This window comes from Streptosporangium sp. NPDC049046 (genome assembly GCF_040649155.1).
Lineage (GTDB): Bacteria > Actinomycetota > Actinomycetes > Streptosporangiales > Streptosporangiaceae > Streptosporangium.
On sequence record NZ_JBEZEZ010000011.1, the window covers coordinates 257,355 to 277,677 of the forward strand.

A 20,323-nucleotide genomic window follows, 5' to 3' on the forward strand; every position below is an offset into this window, starting at 1 on the left:
AGGGGGCACAATGAAGTTCGGGATACTAGGTCCGCTGACGGTGTGGCGAGAGGGTGAGCAGCTCGATCTCGGCACGCCTAAGGCGCGGGTGCTGTTAGCGGTTCTGCTGTGCCAAGCGGGTAATCCTGTTTCGGAAGATCAACTGGCCGCGGCACTGTGGGGGAACACCCCTCCGAAGAGCGCCACCAAGAACATGCAGACCTACGTTCACCGGCTCCGGCGGCACCTGGGCGACCCGGCTCGCGTCGTGCGGCACAGCTCCGGATATCTGGTGCCGGTGGTCCGGGACGAGCTGGATGCGGCGAGGTTCGAGAACCTGGCCGGCTCAGGGCAGGCTGTGGAGGCCGCCGGTGAGCCGGAGGAAGCGACCCGCCACCTGCACGAGGCGCTGAATCTCTGGCGCGGGCCCGCGTTCGTCGGCATGACCGATGTCCCGATGCTGGCCGCGGAGGCCGCGCGGCTGGACGAGGTCCGCCTGTCGGTCCTGCAGTCGCGGATCGCCGTGGACCTGAGGCTGGGACGCCACGCCGGGCTGTTGGGCGAGCTGACCGCACTCACCAACGAGTACCCACTGCGGGAGCGGCTGCGCGCGCAGCTGATGTTGGCGCTGTACCGCTGTGGCCGGCGGGCGGACGCGCTCGCCGAATACACGCGCGCCCGCAAGACCCTGATCGAGGAGACCGGTCTGGACCCGGCCGAAGAGCTGCACGACATGCATCAGCGAATCCTCACTCAGGACCCCTCGCTCGACCTTGTTCCTCGCGTCATGGCGACGATCACGGGCTCCCCTGTGGGGCCGGGCCCGTACAGGCCGGCCTACCGTGACACTGCTGCGCGCCTGTCGGATGAACTGGGTATCGAGCCGAGCGAGCACATGCGTGCCCTGTCCGCCGACCGTCCCGTCCATGCCACGGCCCCGACGCCTGAACCTCGGGCGGCCCCCACCCCCGCCGAGTTGCCGCTGGACATCGCGGATTTCACGGGCAGGGATGGCGAGGTGGCAGACCTCACCGAGGTCCTCACCAAGCCGCGGCCGGGTACCGTCGCCATGGCCAGCATCGCGGGTCTGGGGGGCCTGGGCAAGACCACGCTCGCCGTGCACGTCGCGCACCGGATCGCGGGTCGCTTTCCCGACGGCCAGCTCTATGCGGACCTGCGTGGTGCCTCCGCCGACCCCGCCCGCCCAGAGGACGTGCTCAGCCGGTTCCTGTTCGCACTGGGCATCAGCGCCACCGGCATACCCGAATCCCTGGAGGAACGCGTGGCGTTCTACCGGAGCTGCCTGGCCGGACGCAGAATTCTCATCCTGCTCGACGATGTCGCCGGAGAGGAGCAGGTGCGGCCGCTCCTGCCCGGGGCCCCCGGCACGGCCGTGCTCCTTACCGGATGTGTCCGGCTGGTCGGTCTCGAGGGCACGAGCCTGCTGGAACTCGATGTCCTGCCGTCGGCCCAGGCCTTGGACCTACTGAGAAGAATCGTCGGCGACGAACGCGTCCAGGACGACCCGGACGCGGCTCTGGAGATCACCCGGCTGTGCGGCCGGGTCCCGCTGGCGGTCCGCATCTCGGCGGCCAGGCTTCTCGGTAGAAGGCAGTGGAGTCTGTCCCACCTCGCCGGTGTCCTCGGGGAGGAACGGCACCGGCTGGACGAACTTGTGGCGGGCGACCTCGACATCCGCGTGGGATTCGAGATGAGCTACCGGATGCTTCCCGCGGGTGCGCAGCGGGCCTTCCGGTTAGCCGGACTGCTCGACGCGCCCGATTTCGCTCCCTGGGTGGTGGCGGCCCTCTTGGACGTGCCGGTACGGCAGGCGGAACACGAGATCGAAACCCTGATCGACGCTCATCTGCTGAACCCCACCGGGACGGACGAGACGGGCATGCTCAGGTATCGGTTCCACGACCTGATCCGGTTGTACGCGCGTGAGCGGGCGCAGCGAGAGGATTCCGAACCCGAGCGCCAGGCCGCGCTCGGGCGGGCCCTGGGCGCGTGGCTGGCGCTGGCGGAGGTCGCGGCGGAACACGTCCAGGGCCCCTGCTACGCACCCATGCACAGCTGTGCGCCGCGCTGGCGGCTGCCTGCGGCGGTCTCCGGTCCGCTGCTGGCCGACCCGATGGCCTGGTTCGGCGCGGAGCACGCCGCGCTGATGGCGGGGGTCGCCCAAGCGTGCGAGGCGCGCCTGACCCGACTCGCATGGGACCTCGCGGGGTCCACCGAGACGTACCTCAACGTGCGCGGCTTGTATGACGGCTGGCAGCGCATGCACGAGCAGGCGCTCGCCCTCTGCCGCGAGACCGGCGACAAGCGCGGCGAGGCCGTGCTGATGCGCGGCCTCCTGGAGGTCACCACCTGGAGCTCACCGGCGGGCCCCGGACCGGCGATGACACGGATGCGGGCCGGCGCTTCACAGCTCCTCGACCTGTTCACCATGCTGGACGATCCGGTCGGAACGGCCGATGCCTTGGCGACCCTGGCCTGGAGCATGACGGCCGATGGGAACGGTGGTGCACAAGCGCTCGCCCTGGCGGAGCGCGCTCTGCGGACGGCCGCCGACGCGGACTACCTCGGCGGCCAGGCGCGGGCCTATCACGTGATGGCGATCATCCATGGCGAGGACGACCCTCAAGGGGCGCTCACGGTCCTGGAGCAGGCGACGAAGGTCGCCGAGGCGCTCGGCAACGCTCACTACACCACGACGATCACCCAGTTCCTCGGCGCGGCGAAATCGTTCTGCGGTGACATCACGGGCGGCCAGGAACTGCTGGAAAGCTCCTTGAGAATGGCACGGCGGTTGCACTACCGCTATCTGGAGACGTTCTCGCTGCTCTACCTCTCGAAGCTGTTCGCCGCGGTCGGGGACGAGCGGGCCAGGGCGACCGCCGAACTGACGCTGGCCCACAGCGAGGACGGCAACTTCGGCCATTATCTCGCCGACGCGCTCAGCGTTCTTGGACAGTTGAACCTGGCCGAAGGAGACCTGCCCGCCGCCATCGCCACTCTCGAACGCTCGGTCCGGGTGTGGCGAACCCGCGGCTCGATCCCCTACCTGGCGCGGACGCTCCGTGCCCTCGGCGACGCCCACAGTGCCGCCGGCGACCATCACACGGCCAGGGCCGTCTGGGAGGAGGCCCGTGAACTGTTCCACGGGATCTCGCACGAGAATGGCGTGAGAACGCTGGACTCCCGGCTCGTGTGAAGGGCGGCCAGGCTCTCGGCGACATGTCGCCGTGGATGACCGCCATCAGACGGCGGCGGTCATAGAGGGCCAGGTGCCGCCTGCCGGTTCTTGGGATTGCTTCGTATCGATCGTCCCGCCGTCGTCCCCTTTTTACGGGCTCCGGCGGCGTGCTGGTGGGCGCGGGCGATGGTGGAATCGATGCTGACGGTCCACTCGACCTGACCGATCGAGTCGTCCTTGACCTGCGTCTCCTCCAGCAACCGGGCCCCCGTGCCGTCTCATGCTCGTCGTGCGGCCATTGGGCGATCAGATGGCTGAGGAACCGCGCGCCTGTCTCCCCCCGCGCGTGAGGCGGTCGCGCCGGCCCGCCACATCAACTATCCGCTGCACCTGGCGGATGCACTGGAGCATCCGGCAAGCCTTCAGGGCGTGACCGACGCGCACACCGAAGGCAGGCCGTTCGATAAGGAGCCTCCAAGGTCCGCAGCGTCATCAGGTGAGGACGCTGCACCCGTTCAGCCAAGCAAAGCCGGGTGGCCAGGCGCATGAGGAGCAGCAGGTCGTCGCGTTCTGGACGACCGGCTCGACGCCGGCCGCGGGCGGGCCGCTGATCGAGCCGGCCGGGAGCACCGGAGGGCCGGCGCTCTCCGGTGCTCTGACCATGCTGCTCCCGATCGCGGCTCTCGCCGTACTCGGAAAAGGTCGGGCTGAGGAGGCTCAGCGCTTCGCGAGGTTGTACTGGATGGTGTACTGCCGCGCTCCGCAGCAGCCAGGGTGGCTCGGGTTGGGAGTCCGGATCCAGAGCTGCCCGAAGTTGCTGCCGCCGCGCACTTTGACCGTTCTCATGACCGAATACGCCTTGGAGCCGCCGTCGCAGATTTTGCCGTATCTACCCCGCTGGGCCTCCCAGTTGTTCGCGTTCGCGAAGTAAAGGTCCGGAAAGATGCACCCGCCCTTGGGGAAGCCGTTCTCGCGGATCACGATGGACCGCAGCTGCGCGGACTTGGAGGACTTGTAGGCCCAGGTGGTGGTCACCTTGATCGGGTAATTCCGGCCACGGTGGTCCTTGATCGCGACATAGGTGATCACGGACTGGACCGGCTTGACTCGCTTGACGTAGCTGATTTTTTGGTTGGGTGCGGCGTGTGCGGCGGGTGCCACGAGCAGCCCGGCTCCGAGGGCGGCGGTGAGAGCCACTCCGATCGTGGGAAGCCGGAATCGCGTAAGGGGTCGCACTGGTTCTCCTTCACCATGCAAGGCGTTTCTGGACAAACGATCATCTGACCGGTCGGCAGGTACTTTCGAGAAGCGTGGTCAGGCCGAAGGGTGAGCGTCGAGCCGGGTGAAGATGGAGCCGGCTGGCTGCGCGGGCGCTGAGCACGTGGCCCTCGCACATCCGCATTTCGGCGCTGCCCCGATAACGACGTCAGCCGAAACGCCGAGAACGGACACGACGCCTGCGATCCTCTTCTGCTTGCTGGTCGCTACAATTCCCTTCCCTTCAAGCGTTTTTCGAGTTTTGCGCCGACCGAAATCTATACGACCTTGGTATATTCAGAGAATATGGTCGGCATACGGGCGCTGGATCCTGCCGGGTCCTGCGCGCCAGGTGATGACGGTGCGGACATGGTCGGGCCCGTGCCTGGATCGACCAGTGGAACCTGATCTCGGCTGAACCCGCGCCCGGTCCTGCAACAGGCTCAAGCGGGCCACTGCGAGCCGGCGACCTGGAAGGTGACCGATCGTTTCTTTCCGAACCCGTGACGGTCGTGCCTCCCGACGTCAAGATGGTTCGGATCAAGACCCATGCTCACACCGGCACCGGATTTCATGAAAGCTCCAACACGTATGCGTTCCGACACCCGGCAGACGTGCGGGCGGTGGGCTACTTCAGGAACCACGCTCGGACGAGGGTAACGCTAATCAAGATCAAAGCGTTCTATACGAATGGCTTCGACGGGAATGCGCTGATCGCCCCGGCCATCAATAACAGCAAAGGCTCTTTCCGTAAGGATTGAATAACCAATGGTTATGCGCCTCGATGATGAGGTGATCTCAGAGAAATAATTCGGGCAGTTGCGGATATCCGGTACGCCGCCCGTGGCGTTTCGGGCCTTTCGGGAGAACTCGCCGAAGGCCGGAGAGAAAGACGCGGAGCCTCCGGTGGATGAGTTCTCATCACAAGAAGCCGCAGCGGTGCGGCTTTGGACGAGGGAAGGTTCGCCTGCCGCAAGTGCCTGGGCCCGGGACCGATGGATCCGGCGAGGGCGTCGTCCGGCTCGGGAACCGCTGGGTGACCGGGTGGTGCCGGATGCGAAAAGCCGGCCTCCAATCTGTCTTCGTTGGTCGCCCCCCTGCCGCGCCGGGTGACCTACGGGCGCAACCGGGCCACCTCCCATCCGTCACTCGATCAACTGGTCGGACTCAGGACCTGCTCGTCCAGGGGAACCCGTCCTGCGCGTCCGTGCAGGACTCCGCCGCCCTACGCTCTATCGCGCGCCAACCGAAGATCATGAAGCGGGAAGTCCGCGAAGCGTCCTGAGAGGACCTTGCGACAAGATCACCGCAGGGCAGAAGTCTGGTGGTTCAGTACATCGAGATGTGCGGATGGTCGAAGTGGTTGGCCGTGATGCCGCCTCGGTTCGACATGAACCTCCAGCCGGAGCCGTGGTTGATGCGCTGGCGCCAGATCACGTACTTCACGCCGAGCTTGGCCTTGTTCTTGATGGCCCAGGCGGCGATCTCGTCGCCGAGCGCGAGGTTGGCGGCCGTGGGCATCGCGCCACCGGCGCTCATCATGAAGTCGCAGGCGCGGCCCAGAGGATGCTCGCCGCCGTCGTTGACGGCCCGGTAGCAGCCGACCGAGTACGGCAGGTTGAAGCGCCTCATGACGGCGTCGCGCATGATCCGGGTGCGGTCGGTGATGTTGTCGGGGCCGGTGGGCAGTTGCGGCGCCCAGCTGCCGTCGGCGCGACGGCCGGAACCGGTGGGGGCGAGCCGGTCGAGCTTGTTCTTCATGTCGCGGATCAGCTTCTCGGCCTTCTCTCGCTGCGCCTGCACCTCCTTGGCCTCGTCGCCGATCTCGTCGGTGAGCCTGGCGGCCGTCTCGGCCGCCCGCTTCCTGCGGTCGATGCTGTTGACGAAGCCCTCCAGGTGGGCGGCCTGCTGGGCGGTGAGCTGCTCCATCACCGCGGCGGCGCCCATGTCGCCGGAGAACATCAGCGCGGGCAGCCCTCCGCCGCTGCTCTGGTAGCGCAACTGGACGATGGAGTCGACCTCCCGCTTGGCCTCGACGTAGGTCTTCTCGGCCTTTTCCAGGTTCTGCTTGGCGACGATCTCGGCCTTCTGCGCCATCTTGAGCGACTCGCGGGTGGCCGCGTAGGTCTCGATCAGCTTGTCGACCTGCTTGCCGAGCTTGGCCAGCTCGGCGCGGAGCTTGGCCTCGGTGGGCTTGGGGTCCGCGCTTCCGGCGGTGGGGGCGCCGATGGTGAACACGACGATCGAGCTCAGGCAGAGGGCCAGAGACGCACGCCGACGGAACGTGGGGGACGGGGCCGCCACGCACTCTCCTCTCCTTACGCCTACCGGGTTAGCTGACGGGTTCGGGCTGGAGGAAGCCCTTCCACCGAAGTGGTTTCACCCCAGGTGCGGTGGTTCCCCGGCTCCCGGGCAAGGTGCCCGGGATTAGGCAAATCAGCGTTTACAGCCGATGTGGGAAGGATAGTAGTGGTAAACAGCAGGTCATGCGACCTCAAGACGAGACCAAGCGGTAATCAGTTCGTGACAACAGAGCGCAGCAGTTGTGCTGTCGCCTCGGGCGACACGTCGTTCACGAAGGCGCCCATCGCCGACTCCGACCCGGCGAGGTATTTCAGCTTGTCCGGCGCGCGGCGGATGCTGAACAGCTCCATGTGCGCGTACGACAGATCGCGGCCGGTGGAGACCGGTGCCTGGTGCCAGGCCGCGACGTACGGCATGGGCACGCCGAAGATCCCGTCGAGGCGGCGGAGCACGTCGGTGTAGAGGGGGCCGAACGCCGCGCGTTCCCCGGCGTCCAGCGCGACCAGGTCGGGGACCCTGCGGTGCGGGTAGAGGTGGACCTCCACGGGCCAGCGCGCCGCGGCGGGGACGAAGGCCGTCCAGTGCTCGTTCGAGCCCACCACCCGGATCTCGGCCGCACGCTCCGCGGCCAGGACGTCGGCGAACAGGTTGCCGCCCGTCCGCTCCCTGTGGCGCTCGGCCGCCCCGAGGGTGAGCCTGGTGCGCGGGGTCACGTAGGGGTACGCGTAGATCTGGCCGTGCGGGTGGGCCAGGGTGATGCCGATCTCCGCCCCCCGGTTCTCGAAGCAGAAGACCTGCTCCACGCCGGGCGTCGCCGACAGCTCCGCCGTACGGTCGACCCAGGCCTCCATGACCAGTTCGACCCGCTCGGGGGAGAGCCGCGAGAACGCGGAGTCGTGCTCGGAGGTGAAGCAGACCACCTCGCACCTGCCGACCCCCGGACGGACCTCGCTCAACCCTCCGATCGGCCGGTGGTCGCCCGGCTGGGCGGAGAACGAGGGGAACCGGTTCTCGAAGACCACCACCTCGTAGTCGGAGGAGGGGACCTCGGTGAGATTGCCCGGAGTCGAGGGACAGAGCGGGCACTCGTTGGCGGGGGGAAGGAAGGTGCGGCCCTGGCGGTGCCCGGCCACCGCGATCCACTCCTCGGTGAGCGGGTCGTAGCGCAGCTCGGAGGCGGCGGGACGGGGCGGCAGGTCGCGCCGGTCGGGTGCCGTGCGGTCGGCGTCGTCGCGCCGGTCGAAGTAGAAAAGCTCCCGGCCGTCGGCCAGGTGGGTGATCGTACGCTTCATCGGCCGGCGATCTCGCTCTCGCGCTGGGGGTCGGTGATGATCATCTCGCCCACCGAGGCGGCGAGCTCCTCGCGGGCCTTCTCGGTCATGCCGGAGTCGGTGACCACGATGTGGGCCTCGGCCAGCTCGGCGATCGTGCTGATGCCGACCGTGCCCCACTTGGTGTGGTCGGCGAGCACCACCAGGCGGTGCGCGGAGGCGACCAGTTCGCGGTTGGTCTCGGCCTCGAGCAGGTTGGGGGTGGTGAACCCGGCGCGGGTGCTCATACCGTGCACGCCGAGGAAGAGGGTGTCGACGTGCAGGCCGCGGATCGCCGAGACCGCGACCGGACCGACCAGCGCGTCGGAGGGGGTGCGGACCCCGCCGGTCAGCACGACCGTCTGGTCGGCCCTGGGGGAGCGGTGGAAGACGTCGGCGACCCGGATCGAGTTGGTGATCACGGTCAGCTCGGGCACGTCGACGAGGTGGTGGGCGAGCGTCCAGGTCGTGGTGCCCGCGGAGAGCGCGACGGCGGTGGCCGGCCGGACGAGCCGGGCGGCGTGCCGGGCGATCGTCTCCTTCTCCGCCTGCTGGCGCACCGACTTGGCGGCGAAACCCGGCTCTTCGGTCGAGCCGGGCCCGGCGGCGGTGGCGCCACCGTGGACCTTCTCCACCAGGCCGCGCTCGGAGAGCACCTCGAGGTCGCGCCGGATCGTCATGTCGGACACGCCAAGCTCCCGGACGAGATCGGCGACCCTGACCCCGCCGCTGCCGCGCACCCTTTCCAGGATCGCCTGCTGTCGCTGCTGGGCGAGCATCGCCTCACTCCCCTTAATCCATCAGATTCCACCAAAATACCACGACCAGGTGGGGGAGGTTGTTGGATTGTGCTGGCCGGCCGCTCACAGTCGATCAAGCTCCGCCGCGATGTTCGCCCTCGCCGCCCCCTCCAGATCGGCGACGTGGAAGATCACCGGAAGATCGAGCAGCGAGCGCAGCACCGCGGCCCTTCCTGCCCTGAACACGTCGTCGGGGACGAAGCCGTACTCCTCGCGCACGGCCGCCGCGTAGGCGGCGTAGACGTCGGGGGAGGAGCCCAGGATCGCCAGGTCCGCGTCGGACAGCACGGCCCCGTCCGCGTCGCCGGACGCGGGTGCGTGCGTGACGGTCATCCTGACCAGCCGGGCGACCGTCGCCACATCCTCCGCGGGCACCCCCAGCTCCGGCAGCGCGCGCTCGGCCAGCCTCGCGCTCCGCTCCTCGTTGTCCGCGCGCCGCGGGTCGTAGACGGCGTCGTGGAACCAGGCCGCCATCCGTACCAGGTCCGGGCGCCCCGCGTGGTCGGCGAGGGCGTCGACATGGGTGAGCACCGCCTCCAGATGGGCGGTCGTGTGATACCTGCGGTGCGGCTCGTCGTACCGGGTGATCAGTTCGCGGCCGAGGGGGTCGGCCCCCGCGCCGGCGAGGGATCGCCAGCGGGCCATCAGCTTCTCGCTCATGTGACGGAGCCTAGAGTCCGGTGACGGAGCCGGTAGTCCGGCCTGACGGGTGAGGAGCCCGGTCACGCGTCCATCCAACGGGTGGGGAACGTCAAGACGGGGGAAACGCCGGGGAAATACGGTCCGCCGGAGCCGGACGGATCGCCGTCCAGGCCTTGTGCGACGGACATTCCAGGAGGAATGTGAAGGTCTGGGCGAGTGAGATCGAGTCCCGTACGGATCCGGAGGAACCTCGGCGAAGGGGTGGTCGGCATGGGCAGACGAGCACGCAAGGCCAGGGCGCGCAAGAAGCGCAGGGCCAACCACGGCCGGCGGCCGGCGGCGGGCTGACGGCACGCGCTCCGATGGTCAGGCGCGGCGGCCCCAGGAGGCGAGCAGCAGGGTCTGCGGGTCGGTGCCCGAGTGAGGCTGCGGGTGCTCCCCGGTGGCCGCGGCCTGCCGGTAGCCGGGCTCGGCGTCGCTGAACCAGGTGGCGCAGGCCTCGACCAACTCGGGATCGAGACGCTCGTCGGCACCGATGGCGCGGGCCAGGTCCCACGTGTGGATGAGCGCGTCGGCGAACAGTTCGGTGATGTACTCCCGGCCGGACACGTCGCCGAACGGCAGGTGGACGAGGCGGCCGAGGGCGTGAACGCCTGTCGCCGCCTGGATGGCGGGTACGGCCGAGGTGTCGAAGGCCTTGATGGGATCGTCGCCCAGCAGGTCTCCGTCGAAGGCGTCGCCGACGTCCGCGGAGGTCCCCCCGGCCAGCAGCACGGGAGCCCACAGGTTCTCGCCGACCACGTGGTTGACGAGAGCACGCACGTCCCAGTCGACGCACGGGGTCGGGTTCTCCCACTGCTCGGGGCCGATCCGGTGGACAAGAGCGCCGAAGTCGTCCAGTGCGCGGTGGTAAGCCTCGGGTACGTCGATGGTCATCATGCCCCTCCCGATGCCCTCCCGGGTCTCCTCCCGGCTCTCATCTTGACCGTAACCCCTGAACAGCCAGTAGTCATCGCGTCAACGGACATGACCGGCATGCCCGAGGTGCCCAAGGAATTCCGTAGGGTGCACACCTGACCGGGGGACTTCATTCCACGGTCAGATCGACGTCAGCAGTAAGTCACGATATTTTGCGAAACTTCATCTCATGCGCACCATGACTTTCACCAGGGCGACCGCCGCGGCGGTCACCGGCCTGCTCCTCCTGCCCCTCTCCGCGGTTCCGGCCACCGCCGAATCCGGCCACCGGGGCATCACACTGACCTTCCTCGGCCGTCACACCGCCGGAACCGCCGGGGCCTCGGAGATCACCGCGTACGATGCCTCCACCCGCAGGGTCTTCGTGGTGAACGCGCAGGCCGGTACCGTCGACGTGCTCGACATCCGCGACCCGCGCAAGCCGCGCAAGGTCGCCACCCTGGCCACCCCCGGAGCCAACAGCGTCGCGGTGCGCCGCGGCCTGGTCGCCGTGGCCCAGCAGGCCGCGGTCAAGACCGACCCGGGCACCGTCGCCTTCTTCGACGCCGCGAGCGGGAAGAAGCTCAGGCAGGTGACCGTGGGGGCGCTGCCCGACATGCTGACCTTCACTCCGGACGGGACCCGGGTGGTCGTGGCCAACGAGGGCGAGCCGTCCTCCTACTGCGAGGGCGAGGCGGCCGACCCCGAAGGTTCGGTGAGCGTCGTCGACCTGCGCCGCTGGACGGTGCGGACCGCGGGGTTCGCGAAGTTCGACGCCGAGCGGCTGCGGGCCCGGGGAGTGCGGATCACCGGCCCCGGCGCCACCGCGGCCCAGGATCTGGAGCCGGAGTACGTCACCGTCGACGGCGACACCGCTTATGTGACCCTTCAGGAGAACAACGCGCTCGCGATCGTCGACCTGAACCGGGTCGTGGTTCGCGACGTCGTCCCGCTGGGGCTGAAGGACTGGTCGAAGAGCGGGTTCGACGCGTCGGACAGGGACGGGAAGATCGACGTCAGGCCCCGGCCGGTGAAGGGCATGTACCAGCCCGACGCGATCGCGCACTTCCGCGACCGTGGGCGGACCTACCTGGTCACCGCCAACGAGGGCGACGGGCGCGAGTGGGGCTGCCACGCCGACGAGGTCAGGGTCAAGTCGCTGAACCTCGCGCTGCCCGACGCGGAGAACCTCAAGAAGGACGCCGAGCTCGGCCGCCTGAACGTGGCCGTCGACTCGCCCAGGGACGCGAACGGCGCCTACACCGAACTGCACGCGTTCGGCGCCCGCTCGATCTCGGTCAGGTCCACCTCGGGAGCGCTCGTCTGGGACTCCGGCGACCAGTTGGAGCGGCTCGTCGCCAGGGAACTGCCCGGCGCCTTCAACGCCGACAACGAGGAGAACGACTCCTTCGACAGCCGCAGCGACAACAAGGGCCCCGAGCCCGAGGGGATCACGGTCGGTGAGGTGCGTGGCCGGACCTACGCCTTCGCCGGGCTGGAGCGGGTCGGTGGGATCGTCGCCTACGACCTGGGCGACCCGCGCGCCCCGCGTCTGGCGGGCTACGTCAACACCCGTGACTTCACCGGCTCGGTCGAGGACGGCACCGCCGGGGACGTCGGTCCCGAGGGCGTGCTGTTCATCCCCGCCTCCGACAGCCCCACCCGCCACCCGCTCCTGGTGGTCGGCAACGAGGTCAGCGGCACCACCGCCCTCTACGAGATCCGCTGAGGGCTCGCCGGGCCCCGTTCCGGCACCGCGAGGCCCCGTCCGTCGCAGGATCATTCGATCGTGTCGCCGTCACCGGCGTCCGTGGTCAAGACGGCTATGGCAGCCTCTGCTCGATCCAGACGATCTTGCCCTTCGGGGTGAGGCGTGATCCCCAGCGGTGGGCGAGCCAGTTGATGAGGTGCAGGCCGCGGCCGGTGTCGCTGGTGGTGGACGCCTCCCGCATGACCGGCTCGGACACCGATCCGTCGGACACCTCGCAGACCAGGGTGGGCCCGCGCAGCAGACGCAGCTCGACCTCGCCCCGGCCGTGCTCGACCGCGTTGGCGACCAGCTCGCTCACCATGAGCTCGGTGTTGTCACTGAGCGAGGACAGTCCCCACTCGTCGAGCGTGGCCCGGACGAAACGGCGGGCCTGGGAGGCGGAGCGGGGGTCGGAGGGCAGTGACCTCTCCGCGAAGTCCTTCTCCGTCAGCTCCGACACCCTGGCGAGCAGGAGGGCGATGTCGTCCCGCTCGTGTCCGGGCCGCTGTGCCCTGATCGTGAGGTCGCAGACCTCCTCCAGGTCGTGGTCGGGGCCGGAGAGCAGACCGCGCAACGCGTTGATGCCCTCCTCGATGTCCCGGTTGCGGCTCTCCACCAGGCCGTCGGTGTAGAAGGCGAGCACGGTCCCGCCGGGAAGCGTGAACTCCCGCATCTCGGCGGGCTCGTTGCCGATGCCCAGGGGGAGCCCCGGCGGCAGCTCCAGCAGTTCGGTCTCGCCGTCGGGCTGTACCAGGATCGGCGGCACGTGTCCCGCACAGGCGATCGCGCACCGCCGCGTGACGGGATCGTAGGTGGCGTACACACACGTGGCGATCTGGCTGGCGTCCAGGTCCTGGCTCATCAGGTTGAGCCGGAACAGCACGTCGGCCGGGCTCAGGTCCAGGCTGGCCAGCGTGCGCGCGGCCGTGCGGAGCTGGCCCATGGTGGCGGCCGCCCTGATGCCGTGCCCCATCACGTCGCCGACGACGAGGGCGACCCGGCAGCCGGGCAGCGGGATCACGTCGTACCAGTCGCCGCCCACCCCGACCAGGTCGCTGGCCGGCAGGTAACGGGAGGCGATCGTCAGGCCCAGAGGCTGGGAGAGATCGACGGGCAGCAGGCTGCTCTGCAGGGTCAGCGCGGTGCGGCGCTCGCGGTTGTAGAGGCGCGCGTTGTCGAGGCAGACCCCGGTCCTGGCCGCAAGTTCCTCGGCCAGGTTGACGTCCTGCTCGTCGAAGGGCTGGCTGGTGGGTCTGCGGGTGAAGATGACGAAGCCCAGCACCCGGCCACGCGCCTTCAGCGGCACCACCAGAAACGAACTGTCCTCCAGCACCTTCGACACCGAGTCACGCTTCCAGAACCGCCCGATCTCCTCGGCGGTCCTGCGCCCCAGGCGCGGATAGAGGATCGGGTTGCCGGTCGCCATGCACCGGGCGTAGGGGGTCCAGGCCTCGTAGACGGCGACCTCGTCCACGGGAAACGCCCTGGCGTACTCGCCGGGAGAGGGATCTGCCACGCCGACCGCGATCCGCCGCACCAGCGCCGAGCCGTCGGTGGTCTCCTGGGGAAACTCTCCCTCGGTCACCAGCCGGTCCTGTACGAGGATGCCCGCCGCGTCCGCGAAGCGCGGCACGGCGACGTCCATCAACTCCCTGCCGGTCTCGAACACGTCCAGTGTGCTGCCGATGCGTTTGCTGGCGGCGTTGAGCAGGGACAGCTGCTCGTGCATGGACGCGGGACTGCCCATCCTGAACCCTGGCGTGGCTGGATTTTTTGTGACAAAACGGGACTTCACTCGCTCCACCGGGGTGCGGGAACCGGCGTCCACCAGGTTTCCAGTTCGAGGTCTTCTGCGATGGCGTTGGCGCCGTTGTATCCGGGGGCCGCGGAGACCGAGCCGCCCGGGTGACTGCTGGCGCCGCAGAGGTAGAGGCCGTCGACGGGGGTGCGATACTGGCCCATCTCGGGGACCGGGCGGTTGCCGCCCAGCTGGGACGGCTCGTAGGCCCCCACGTGATGACTGCCGCGCACCATGTTGACGCAGTGCCGCTCGATATCGAGTGGTGAGAAGACCCGTTTACCCAGGACGGCGCCCCCCGTGAGGTTGGGGGCGTATTCGGCCCACTCGGCGAGCAGCCGCTCCCCGACCTCCTCGCGCCGCAGGTCCCAGTTGGCCGGGTCACCGCCGAGGTCGTACGGGGCCCACGGCCACCAGAACGCCACGTGCTTGCCGGCGGGGGCGTACGAGGGATCGAACAGCGAGGGGCACGCGCCGTTGCCGGCCAGCCGCTCGGGCAGCTCCCCCCGGTGGATCTGGTCGAAGGTACGGCCGAGCTGCTCGCTGTCGTCGGCGCCGAGCACCACGAGGAAGGCCCGGTCCACGTCGGGCTCGAACTCGGCGGCCCGGTAGCAGGGCGCCTCGCCGAGCGCGAGGTGCAGGGTGACGAGGCTGTGCGCGGCCCACCTGTAGTCCTCGACCTTGGCGGTGATCTCCGCGCCGAAGTTCTCCGGACCGGCGAGCCGTACGGTCTGGGGGGCGTCCACCGCGCTGGCCACGAACCTGCGGGCGGTGAGCACGTCGCCGGTGGCGAGCCGCACCCCGGTGGCCCGCCCGTCGTCGACCAGGATCCGCTCGACGTGGGCGCCGGTCACCACGGTGCCGCCGTGCTCCTCGATGACGGCGCGCAGCGCGCTCGCGACGTTGGCCGCGCCTCCCACCGGCACCCCGAGCCTGGCGATGCGCGACAGCAGCCGGGGGAAGAAGCCGCCGGTGCCGGGAACGTTCTCGATGGAGATCGCGTGCAGGAAGGACTTGAACAGCACCCTGACCTGGTCGCTCTCGAAGTTCCTGTCGACGGCCTCGTACAGCGAGAGCGGCATGTAGCTCATCATGTCGCGTCCCAGGTCGCCCTTGATCCGCTCGGCGAGCACCGGCGGCGGCAGTGGCCTGGAGTACAGGAAGCCGTTCATCAGCCCTCTGGCCGCCTCGGCGTAGCGCTCGTACAACTCCAGCCAGCGCGCGGCGTCGGCCGTGGAGAAGCGGGCGAAGGACTCGGCGGTGCGCTTGGGGTCGGTGTAGACCGTGATCGCCCGGCCGTCCCTGAAGACCGTGGCGTGCTGGGTCTCGGGGTAGATGTAGCGCAGGCCGTAGCGCTGAAGCTCCAGGTCCGCGGGGACCGGGCCCTCCTCCAGGAAGTGGTAGCTGCTGTGAGTGTTGTGCCGGAACCCCGGGAGGGTGAGCTCCTGGGTGCTGCAACCGCCACCCGCGACGTCGTTGCGCTCGACGACCGCGACCGACAACCCCGCCTTCGCGAGGTAGGCGGCGCACGTGAGGCCGTTGTGACCTCCGCCCACGATGACGCCGTCGAACTCCGACACTTTCCCTCCAGGGGCAGTCTGACTTCTGGTTATGGAGGATTGTAAAGAATGATCTACATGCGAACCTCGTGTTTAACAGAGATTCATAGATATTTCCACACGAACTAGGACTTGTCGGTGTTGAGGTGGCGGAGCAGGCGTGCCAGTTGCTCCCCGTAGCGCTCCCCGAACTCCTCCGACGCCGGATCGTCCCCGCAGATCGCGCGGACCAGCTGCGGGAATATCGCTCCGGCGTCGGCCGCGGCGAAGAGCATCAGGAGCAGGTACGCGGGGTCCAGGTCGGCGGGGAACTCCCCCTCCGCCTGCCGCCTGCGCAGGTCCTCGACGTTGTCCCGCATGTCCCTGAGCAGCGCGGAGTCCTCCTCGCCGTCGTCCTGCAGTCCACCCCAGATGAGGATCCTGGCGAGGTCGCGGTCACGCACGGTCGCGGTGACGTAGCCGCGTACCAGTTCGGGCAGCGTCGGCGGCGGCGACGTCCCGGCGAAGGTGCTCTCCTTGCCCTGCCAATCCGCCGTGAGCGCCTTGAGTAACCCTTCCTTCCCGCCGAAATAGTAAGAGATGAGCTGTTTGTTCACTCCGGCTCTGGCGGCTATCTCACTCACCCTCGTTCCGGCGAATCCCTTGGCGGAGAACTCGGCCTTGGCCGCCTCGACGATGCGCCTCTTGGTGCGCTCGGGATCACGCCTGCGCTCCACGGGGGCGCGGCGAGAGGGCTTGTCCATGCCTCACGGTAACACCGGCCAACCATCGGGATGAATCTATCAACCTTTTGGTTGATAGATTCATCCCGATGGTTGATAGTGATGCCATGACGAACATGAGAGTCGCCGTCGTCGGAGGCGGGATCGGCGGTCTCTGCCTGGCGCAGGGGCTGCACGGCGCGGGGATCGACGTGACGGTCTACGAGCGCGACCGCACCCCCTCCGACCGGCTCCAGGGCTACCGTGTCCACATCGACCCCGATGGCTCCCGGGCCCTGCGCGATTGCCTGCCCCCCGAGCTGTGGGAGGCGTTCCTGGCCACCTCCGGTCGCGGTGCACAGGACTTCCGCTTTCTCAGCCACCGGATGAGACCGCTGCTGACCCTGGAAAGTCCGTCCGTGACCGATCCGGTGGACGCCCACCACTCGGTCAGCAGGATCACCCTGCGGCAGATCCTGCTCTCCGGCCTCGAAGGGCCCAGCGGTGTCGTCCGGTTCGGCAAGACCTTCGAGAGCTACACCCGTGACCCCGAAGGCACCGTCACCCTGCGCTTCGCCGACGGCACCGCCGAGGCCGCCGACATCGTGATCGCCGCCGACGGCGGAAACTCCCGCGTCAGACGCCAGTACCTGCCGCACGCCCGCCGCGTCGACACCGGCATCGTCACGATCGCGGGCAAGTTCCCGCTCACCGCCGCCACGCGCCCTCTGATCGACCCGGGCCTGTACGAGGCCATCAACATGGTCATTCCACCGAGGGGCCTCGGCATGTTCGCCGCGCCGCACGACCTCGCGGGCGCCGGGAACGCCGGGAACGCCGGAAGTACGGTCCTACCGCCGGGGATCGGCAGGACCGAACGGGAGGGTGCCCTGTTCGACAACACCGGCGGCTACGTCATGTGGGCCTTCGGCGCCGCGACCGGTCGCTTCCCCCACGACCTCGCCACGATGGACGGTGGGCGGCTGAGGGACATCGTGACCCGGATGACCGAGGGCTGGCACCCGGACCTCCGCACACTGGTCACCGCCTCCGACCCCGACACCGTCTCGCTGCTGCCGATCCGCACCTCGGTGCCGATCGGCCCCTGGCCCGCCACGAACATCACCCTGCTCGGAGACGCGATCCACAGCATGACCCCGATGCGGGGGATCGGCGCCAACATCGCCTTACGCGACGCCCGGTCGCTTCGCGACGCTCTCACCGGTGGCGGCGACCCCGTCGCGGCCATCGCCGTCTACGAGGCGAGGATGCGCGAGTACGGCTTCGCCGCCGTGCGCGACTCCCTCAAGGCGGCCCATCGGTTCGTGGACGAGAACCCGGTGGCCCGGGCCGGCCTGAGGACCTTCCTGCGCGCCGCCGGGCACCTCACGGCCCTGAGACGCAAAGCCTCCCTGTGAGATCTGGCGCCTTACCCGTCACGTCGGACTCAGAGCTTCGACCATGTCGCGGGCCGGTCGGCGGACGGTCTCCATTCCTCCGGAGATCATTCCCGTTCTGCGAGCACACTTCGACGAGTTCGCGGAGCCGGGGGAGGGCGGCCTTGTCTCCGTCGGTCCCAAGGGGGCGCTCCCGCTCCCGCGGGATCCGGAGGAAGGTACAGACCGAGGTGGGTCTTCCGGCGTTCCACTTCCATGATCTCCGGCACGTCGGTAACACCTTGGCATCGGACAGCGGGGGGAGCCGCGAAGAGCTGATGACCGGAATGGGACGCTTCTCCACTCGGGCGGCGCTCGTCTACCAGCACGCGAGCAAGGACCTGACCAGGCCATCGCTCGGGCGCCGGGGAAGGAATTCAAGAAAGCCCGCGAAAACGGGTCCAGAAAACCATCGGGCACGCAGCGGGCACGGAAGTTCCTGAAGTTTTGGCGAAACGTGAAAGGCCAGGTCGCCGCGTATGGGCTGACCTGGCCTTTCATCATCTGAGCGGACGACGGGAATCGAACCCGCGTAGCCAGTTTGGAAGACTGGGGCTCTACCATTGAGCTACGTCCGCGCGAGCCGGCGTCAGTCTGGTCTAGACTTCATCCGTTCGTCAGGGCGTAAGCGTACCGGAGTTCCGGAGCGTGCGCGCACTCGACCTACGGGGTGTGGCGCAGTTTGGTAGCGCACCTGCTTTGGGAGCAGGGGGCCGCAGGTTCAAATCCTGTCACCCCGACACGTGCCGGGCATCGGTTTCGACCGGTGCCCGGTTCTTCGTTCCGGAGGGCGAGTGGCTCTTCGCGGCGCGCGTGGGACGGACGGGTCACGCGCGTGGGACGGGCGGGTCAAGGGTGCCCGCGGAGAAACGTGGAAATGATCCCGCTGTGGGGAGAATGTCAGGAGTGAGGGCTGAAGAAGGCCCAGACGGCCTTGCCGCCGCAGTTGAGGTGATCCCAGCCCCAGCCCTGGCTGTAGGTCTCCACGATGTAGAGGCCCCGGCCGTTCTCCGAGACGAAGTCGGGCTCCTTGGGCGTCGGCACCTCGTTGCTCGGGTCCGTCACGGCCAGGAGCACGTGGGGAGAGAGGTGCACCAGGACGAGCGTGATCGGGTTGATCTCGGTCCGGCCGGGCGGGCACAGCGCGTAACGGACCGCGTTGGTGACGAGTTCCGAAACCACTAGCGCTGCGTCATCGCTGAGTTCCGCCAGCCCCCAGTCGTGGAATGTGGAACGTGTCACGTCCCTGGCGGTCTTCACCGAGTCGGCCTGATTGGGCAGGGGACACGCGGTGGCGCCGGAGTGGTTGGCCTCCAGTAGCTCGTCAAAGCCCACCTGGCGGGTCGCCTGCAGGTAGTCGGCAGCCGATTTTGGCTCCTCCACCATCCTGCCGGTACCTCCCGCTGTCATCGTGAGTCTCCGTACTACTTGAGAGTTTTCAGAGCTTGTGCACCATAAGCCCAATATGCACTAGGCCATCATGGGTCACCGACACGTCCGCTGCAAGACCCAAATGCACGTGCAGTTGCAATGTGCAGCCGCATGGGCGGTTAGGACGTCGACTTGGCGAATTGGGCAGGGAGTTGAGACCTTGTCATAGCGGCCGGAAGTAGTGACACTGTGTGCGCTGGCCCAAGTACAGAGGGAGGCGAAGTGACGCAGGTTCAACCGGGATCGGGTCCCACAGCTCTGCGTATCCTTTTAGGCTCCCAACTGCGTCGCCTGCGTGAGGCCAAGGGGCTGTCGCGCGAGGAGGCGGGCCATCTGATCCGCGGATCCGAGTCCAAGATCAGCAGGATGGAACTCGGCAGGGTCGGCCTGAGGGAACGCGACGTGGCGGACCTGCTCACCTTCTACGGGGTGGAGGACGAGCAAGCCCGGTCGGCGGTGATGGATCTGCTGCTCAGAGCCAACGAGCCCGGCTGGTGGCACCGGTTCAACGACCTGCTGCCCTCATGGTTCCAGACGTACGTCGGCCTTGAGGAGGCGGCCTCCCGGATCCGTACCTACGAGGTGCAGTTCGTGCCGGGCCTGCTGCAGACGAAGGAGTACGCCAGGGCGGTCATCACCGCGGGGAGCGCCGGCATCGCGCCCGAGGAGATCGCCCGCCGCATCGATCTGCGCATGCAACGCCAGCAGGTGCTCGGCCGACCCGACGGACCCTTCTTCTGGGCCGTGATCGACGAGGCCGCCCTGCGGCGTCCGATCGGCGGCGCGGACGTCATGCGGGCCCAGCTGGAGCATCTGCTCGACCTCATGCGGCAGCCGAACATCACGATCCAGGTCATGCCCTTCAGCTTCGGAGGTCACAGCGCGGAGGGCGGCGCCTTCAGCGTGCTCCGCTTCAACGACAGCGAACTCCCCGACGTCGTCTACGTCGAACAGCTGGCCAGCGCCCTTTACCTGGACAAGCGTGAGGACGTCGACCGCTACAGCGAGGTCATGGAGCGGTTGTGCGCGGTCAGCACCACGCCCGGTGAGACGAACGACATCCTGCGGCGGATCATCAAGGAGGACTGAGCGGCCATTGGTCGCTCCCTGGTGCCGCTCTGCCCTAGACTGGCCAGCGGCGCTGAACACCCGCCGCTGTGGAGCATGCCCTAATCTCGCGTGTCTCGACGGCTGTGCCAG

The 20,323-nt window shown here is 68.4% G+C and carries 16 protein-coding genes, 2 tRNA genes, 1 pseudogene and 1 riboswitch; of the genes and pseudogenes, 7 read left to right on the forward strand and 12 right to left on the reverse strand.

Going from position 1 to position 20,323, the window contains the following annotated elements; all coding sequences use genetic code 11:
* Nucleotides 1-10: 10 nt before the first annotated feature.
* On the forward strand, nucleotides 11-3,196 hold the full coding sequence (locus AB0B96_RS18450; protein ID WP_362900064.1) for a BTAD domain-containing putative transcriptional regulator: 3,186 nt from the start codon (nucleotides 11-13) through the stop codon (nucleotides 3,194-3,196).
* Nucleotides 3,197-3,324: 128 nt separating this feature from the next.
* On the opposite strand, the pseudogene AB0B96_RS18455 reads toward AB0B96_RS18450, so the two are convergent.
* Both AB0B96_RS18455 and AB0B96_RS18460 read right to left on the reverse strand, forming a co-directional pair.
* A pseudogene (locus tag AB0B96_RS18455) lies at nucleotides 3,325-3,411 on the reverse strand (IS5/IS1182 family transposase); the annotation flags it as partial.
* A 484-nt stretch (nucleotides 3,412-3,895) separates the two neighbouring features.
* A complete protein-coding gene (locus tag AB0B96_RS18460; protein ID WP_362900066.1) occupies nucleotides 3,896-4,414 on the reverse strand; it encodes a hypothetical protein in 519 nt (172 codons plus the stop codon).
* A gap of 524 nt (nucleotides 4,415-4,938) precedes the next feature.
* Here AB0B96_RS18460 and AB0B96_RS18465 point away from each other — a divergent pair.
* Nucleotides 4,939-5,196 (forward strand): hypothetical protein, encoded by a 258-nt coding sequence (locus tag AB0B96_RS18465; RefSeq protein WP_362900068.1) that lies wholly within the window; start codon nucleotides 4,939-4,941, stop codon nucleotides 5,194-5,196.
* A 568-nt stretch (nucleotides 5,197-5,764) separates the two neighbouring features.
* On the opposite strand, the gene AB0B96_RS18470 is transcribed toward AB0B96_RS18465, so the two are convergent.
* The 4 genes from AB0B96_RS18470 to AB0B96_RS18485 all read right to left on the reverse strand — a co-directional run bounded on the left by AB0B96_RS18470 (nucleotide 5,765) and on the right by AB0B96_RS18485 (nucleotide 9,509).
* On the reverse strand, nucleotides 5,765-6,739 hold the full coding sequence (locus AB0B96_RS18470; protein ID WP_362900070.1) for a hypothetical protein: 975 nt from the start codon (nucleotides 6,737-6,739) through the stop codon (nucleotides 5,765-5,767).
* Nucleotides 6,740-6,742: 3 nt separating this feature from the next.
* Nucleotides 6,743-6,879: riboswitch (cyclic di-AMP (ydaO/yuaA leader) on the reverse strand.
* Between the two features lie 72 nt (nucleotides 6,880-6,951).
* Complete coding sequence (galT, locus tag AB0B96_RS18475; RefSeq protein WP_362900072.1) at nucleotides 6,952-8,031, reverse strand: galactose-1-phosphate uridylyltransferase; 1,080 nt, start codon at nucleotides 8,029-8,031, stop codon at nucleotides 6,952-6,954.
* Entirely contained in the window at nucleotides 8,028-8,828 is an 801-nt protein-coding gene (locus AB0B96_RS18480) for a DeoR/GlpR family DNA-binding transcription regulator (protein WP_362900074.1), read from the reverse strand. Before AB0B96_RS18480 ends, galT begins: the two co-directional genes overlap by 4 nt.
* Nucleotides 8,829-8,912: 84 nt before the next feature.
* On the reverse strand, nucleotides 8,913-9,509 hold the full coding sequence (locus AB0B96_RS18485) for a metal-dependent phosphohydrolase (protein ID WP_362900076.1): 597 nt from the start codon (nucleotides 9,507-9,509) through the stop codon (nucleotides 8,913-8,915).
* A 198-nt stretch (nucleotides 9,510-9,707) separates the two neighbouring features.
* Here AB0B96_RS18485 and AB0B96_RS18490 point away from each other — a divergent pair, with 198 nt between their 5' ends.
* Nucleotides 9,708-9,839, forward strand: coding sequence for a hypothetical protein (locus tag AB0B96_RS18490; RefSeq protein WP_350949513.1), 132 nt, complete (start codon nucleotides 9,708-9,710; stop codon nucleotides 9,837-9,839).
* Between the two features lie 18 nt (nucleotides 9,840-9,857).
* On the opposite strand, the gene AB0B96_RS18495 is transcribed toward AB0B96_RS18490, so the two are convergent.
* Complete coding sequence (locus AB0B96_RS18495; RefSeq protein ID WP_350949514.1) at nucleotides 9,858-10,427, reverse strand: TIGR03086 family metal-binding protein; 570 nt, start codon at nucleotides 10,425-10,427, stop codon at nucleotides 9,858-9,860.
* Nucleotides 10,428-10,638: 211 nt separating this feature from the next.
* Here AB0B96_RS18495 and AB0B96_RS18500 point away from each other — a divergent pair, with 211 nt between their 5' ends.
* Nucleotides 10,639-12,177, forward strand: a complete 1,539-nt coding sequence (locus AB0B96_RS18500) for a choice-of-anchor I family protein (RefSeq protein ID WP_362900078.1) — start codon at nucleotides 10,639-10,641, stop codon at nucleotides 12,175-12,177.
* 94 nt (nucleotides 12,178-12,271) lie between these two features.
* On the opposite strand, the gene AB0B96_RS18505 is transcribed toward AB0B96_RS18500, so the two are convergent.
* From AB0B96_RS18505 to AB0B96_RS18515, 3 genes are all read right to left on the reverse strand, one after another.
* A complete protein-coding gene (locus AB0B96_RS18505; RefSeq protein ID WP_350949516.1) occupies nucleotides 12,272-13,945 on the reverse strand; it encodes a SpoIIE family protein phosphatase in 1,674 nt (557 codons plus the stop codon).
* A gap of 44 nt (nucleotides 13,946-13,989) precedes the next feature.
* Nucleotides 13,990-15,576, reverse strand: coding sequence for an NAD(P)/FAD-dependent oxidoreductase (locus AB0B96_RS18510; protein ID WP_362900081.1), 1,587 nt, complete (start codon nucleotides 15,574-15,576; stop codon nucleotides 13,990-13,992).
* Nucleotides 15,577-15,680: 104 nt separating this feature from the next.
* On the reverse strand, nucleotides 15,681-16,298 hold the full coding sequence (locus AB0B96_RS18515) for a TetR family transcriptional regulator (RefSeq protein ID WP_362514978.1): 618 nt from the start codon (nucleotides 16,296-16,298) through the stop codon (nucleotides 15,681-15,683).
* 86 nt (nucleotides 16,299-16,384) lie between these two features.
* Between AB0B96_RS18515 and AB0B96_RS18520 the strand changes: the two genes are divergently transcribed.
* Complete coding sequence (locus tag AB0B96_RS18520) at nucleotides 16,385-17,674, forward strand: NAD(P)/FAD-dependent oxidoreductase (protein WP_362900083.1); 1,290 nt, start codon at nucleotides 16,385-16,387, stop codon at nucleotides 17,672-17,674.
* 525 nt (nucleotides 17,675-18,199) lie between these two features.
* Here AB0B96_RS18520 and AB0B96_RS18525 read toward each other — a convergent pair.
* Nucleotides 18,200-18,270 (reverse strand) — tRNA-Gly (locus AB0B96_RS18525).
* A gap of 88 nt (nucleotides 18,271-18,358) precedes the next feature.
* On the opposite strand from AB0B96_RS18525, the gene AB0B96_RS18530 reads away from it, so the two are divergent.
* Nucleotides 18,359-18,432 (forward strand) — tRNA-Pro (locus AB0B96_RS18530).
* Nucleotides 18,433-18,592: 160 nt separating this feature from the next.
* Here AB0B96_RS18530 and AB0B96_RS18535 read toward each other — a convergent pair.
* Nucleotides 18,593-19,102 carry an ATP-binding protein gene (locus tag AB0B96_RS18535; protein WP_350949519.1) on the reverse strand — a complete coding sequence of 170 codons (510 nt, stop codon included), beginning with the start codon at nucleotides 19,100-19,102 and terminating at the stop codon, nucleotides 18,593-18,595.
* 243 nt (nucleotides 19,103-19,345) lie between these two features.
* Here AB0B96_RS18535 and AB0B96_RS18540 point away from each other — a divergent pair, with 243 nt between their 5' ends.
* The gene (locus AB0B96_RS18540) at nucleotides 19,346-20,212 is read left to right on the forward strand and encodes a helix-turn-helix transcriptional regulator (RefSeq protein WP_350949520.1); all 867 of its coding nucleotides are present in this window, start codon (nucleotides 19,346-19,348) and stop codon (nucleotides 20,210-20,212) included.
* Nucleotides 20,213-20,323: the final 111 nt, after the last annotated feature.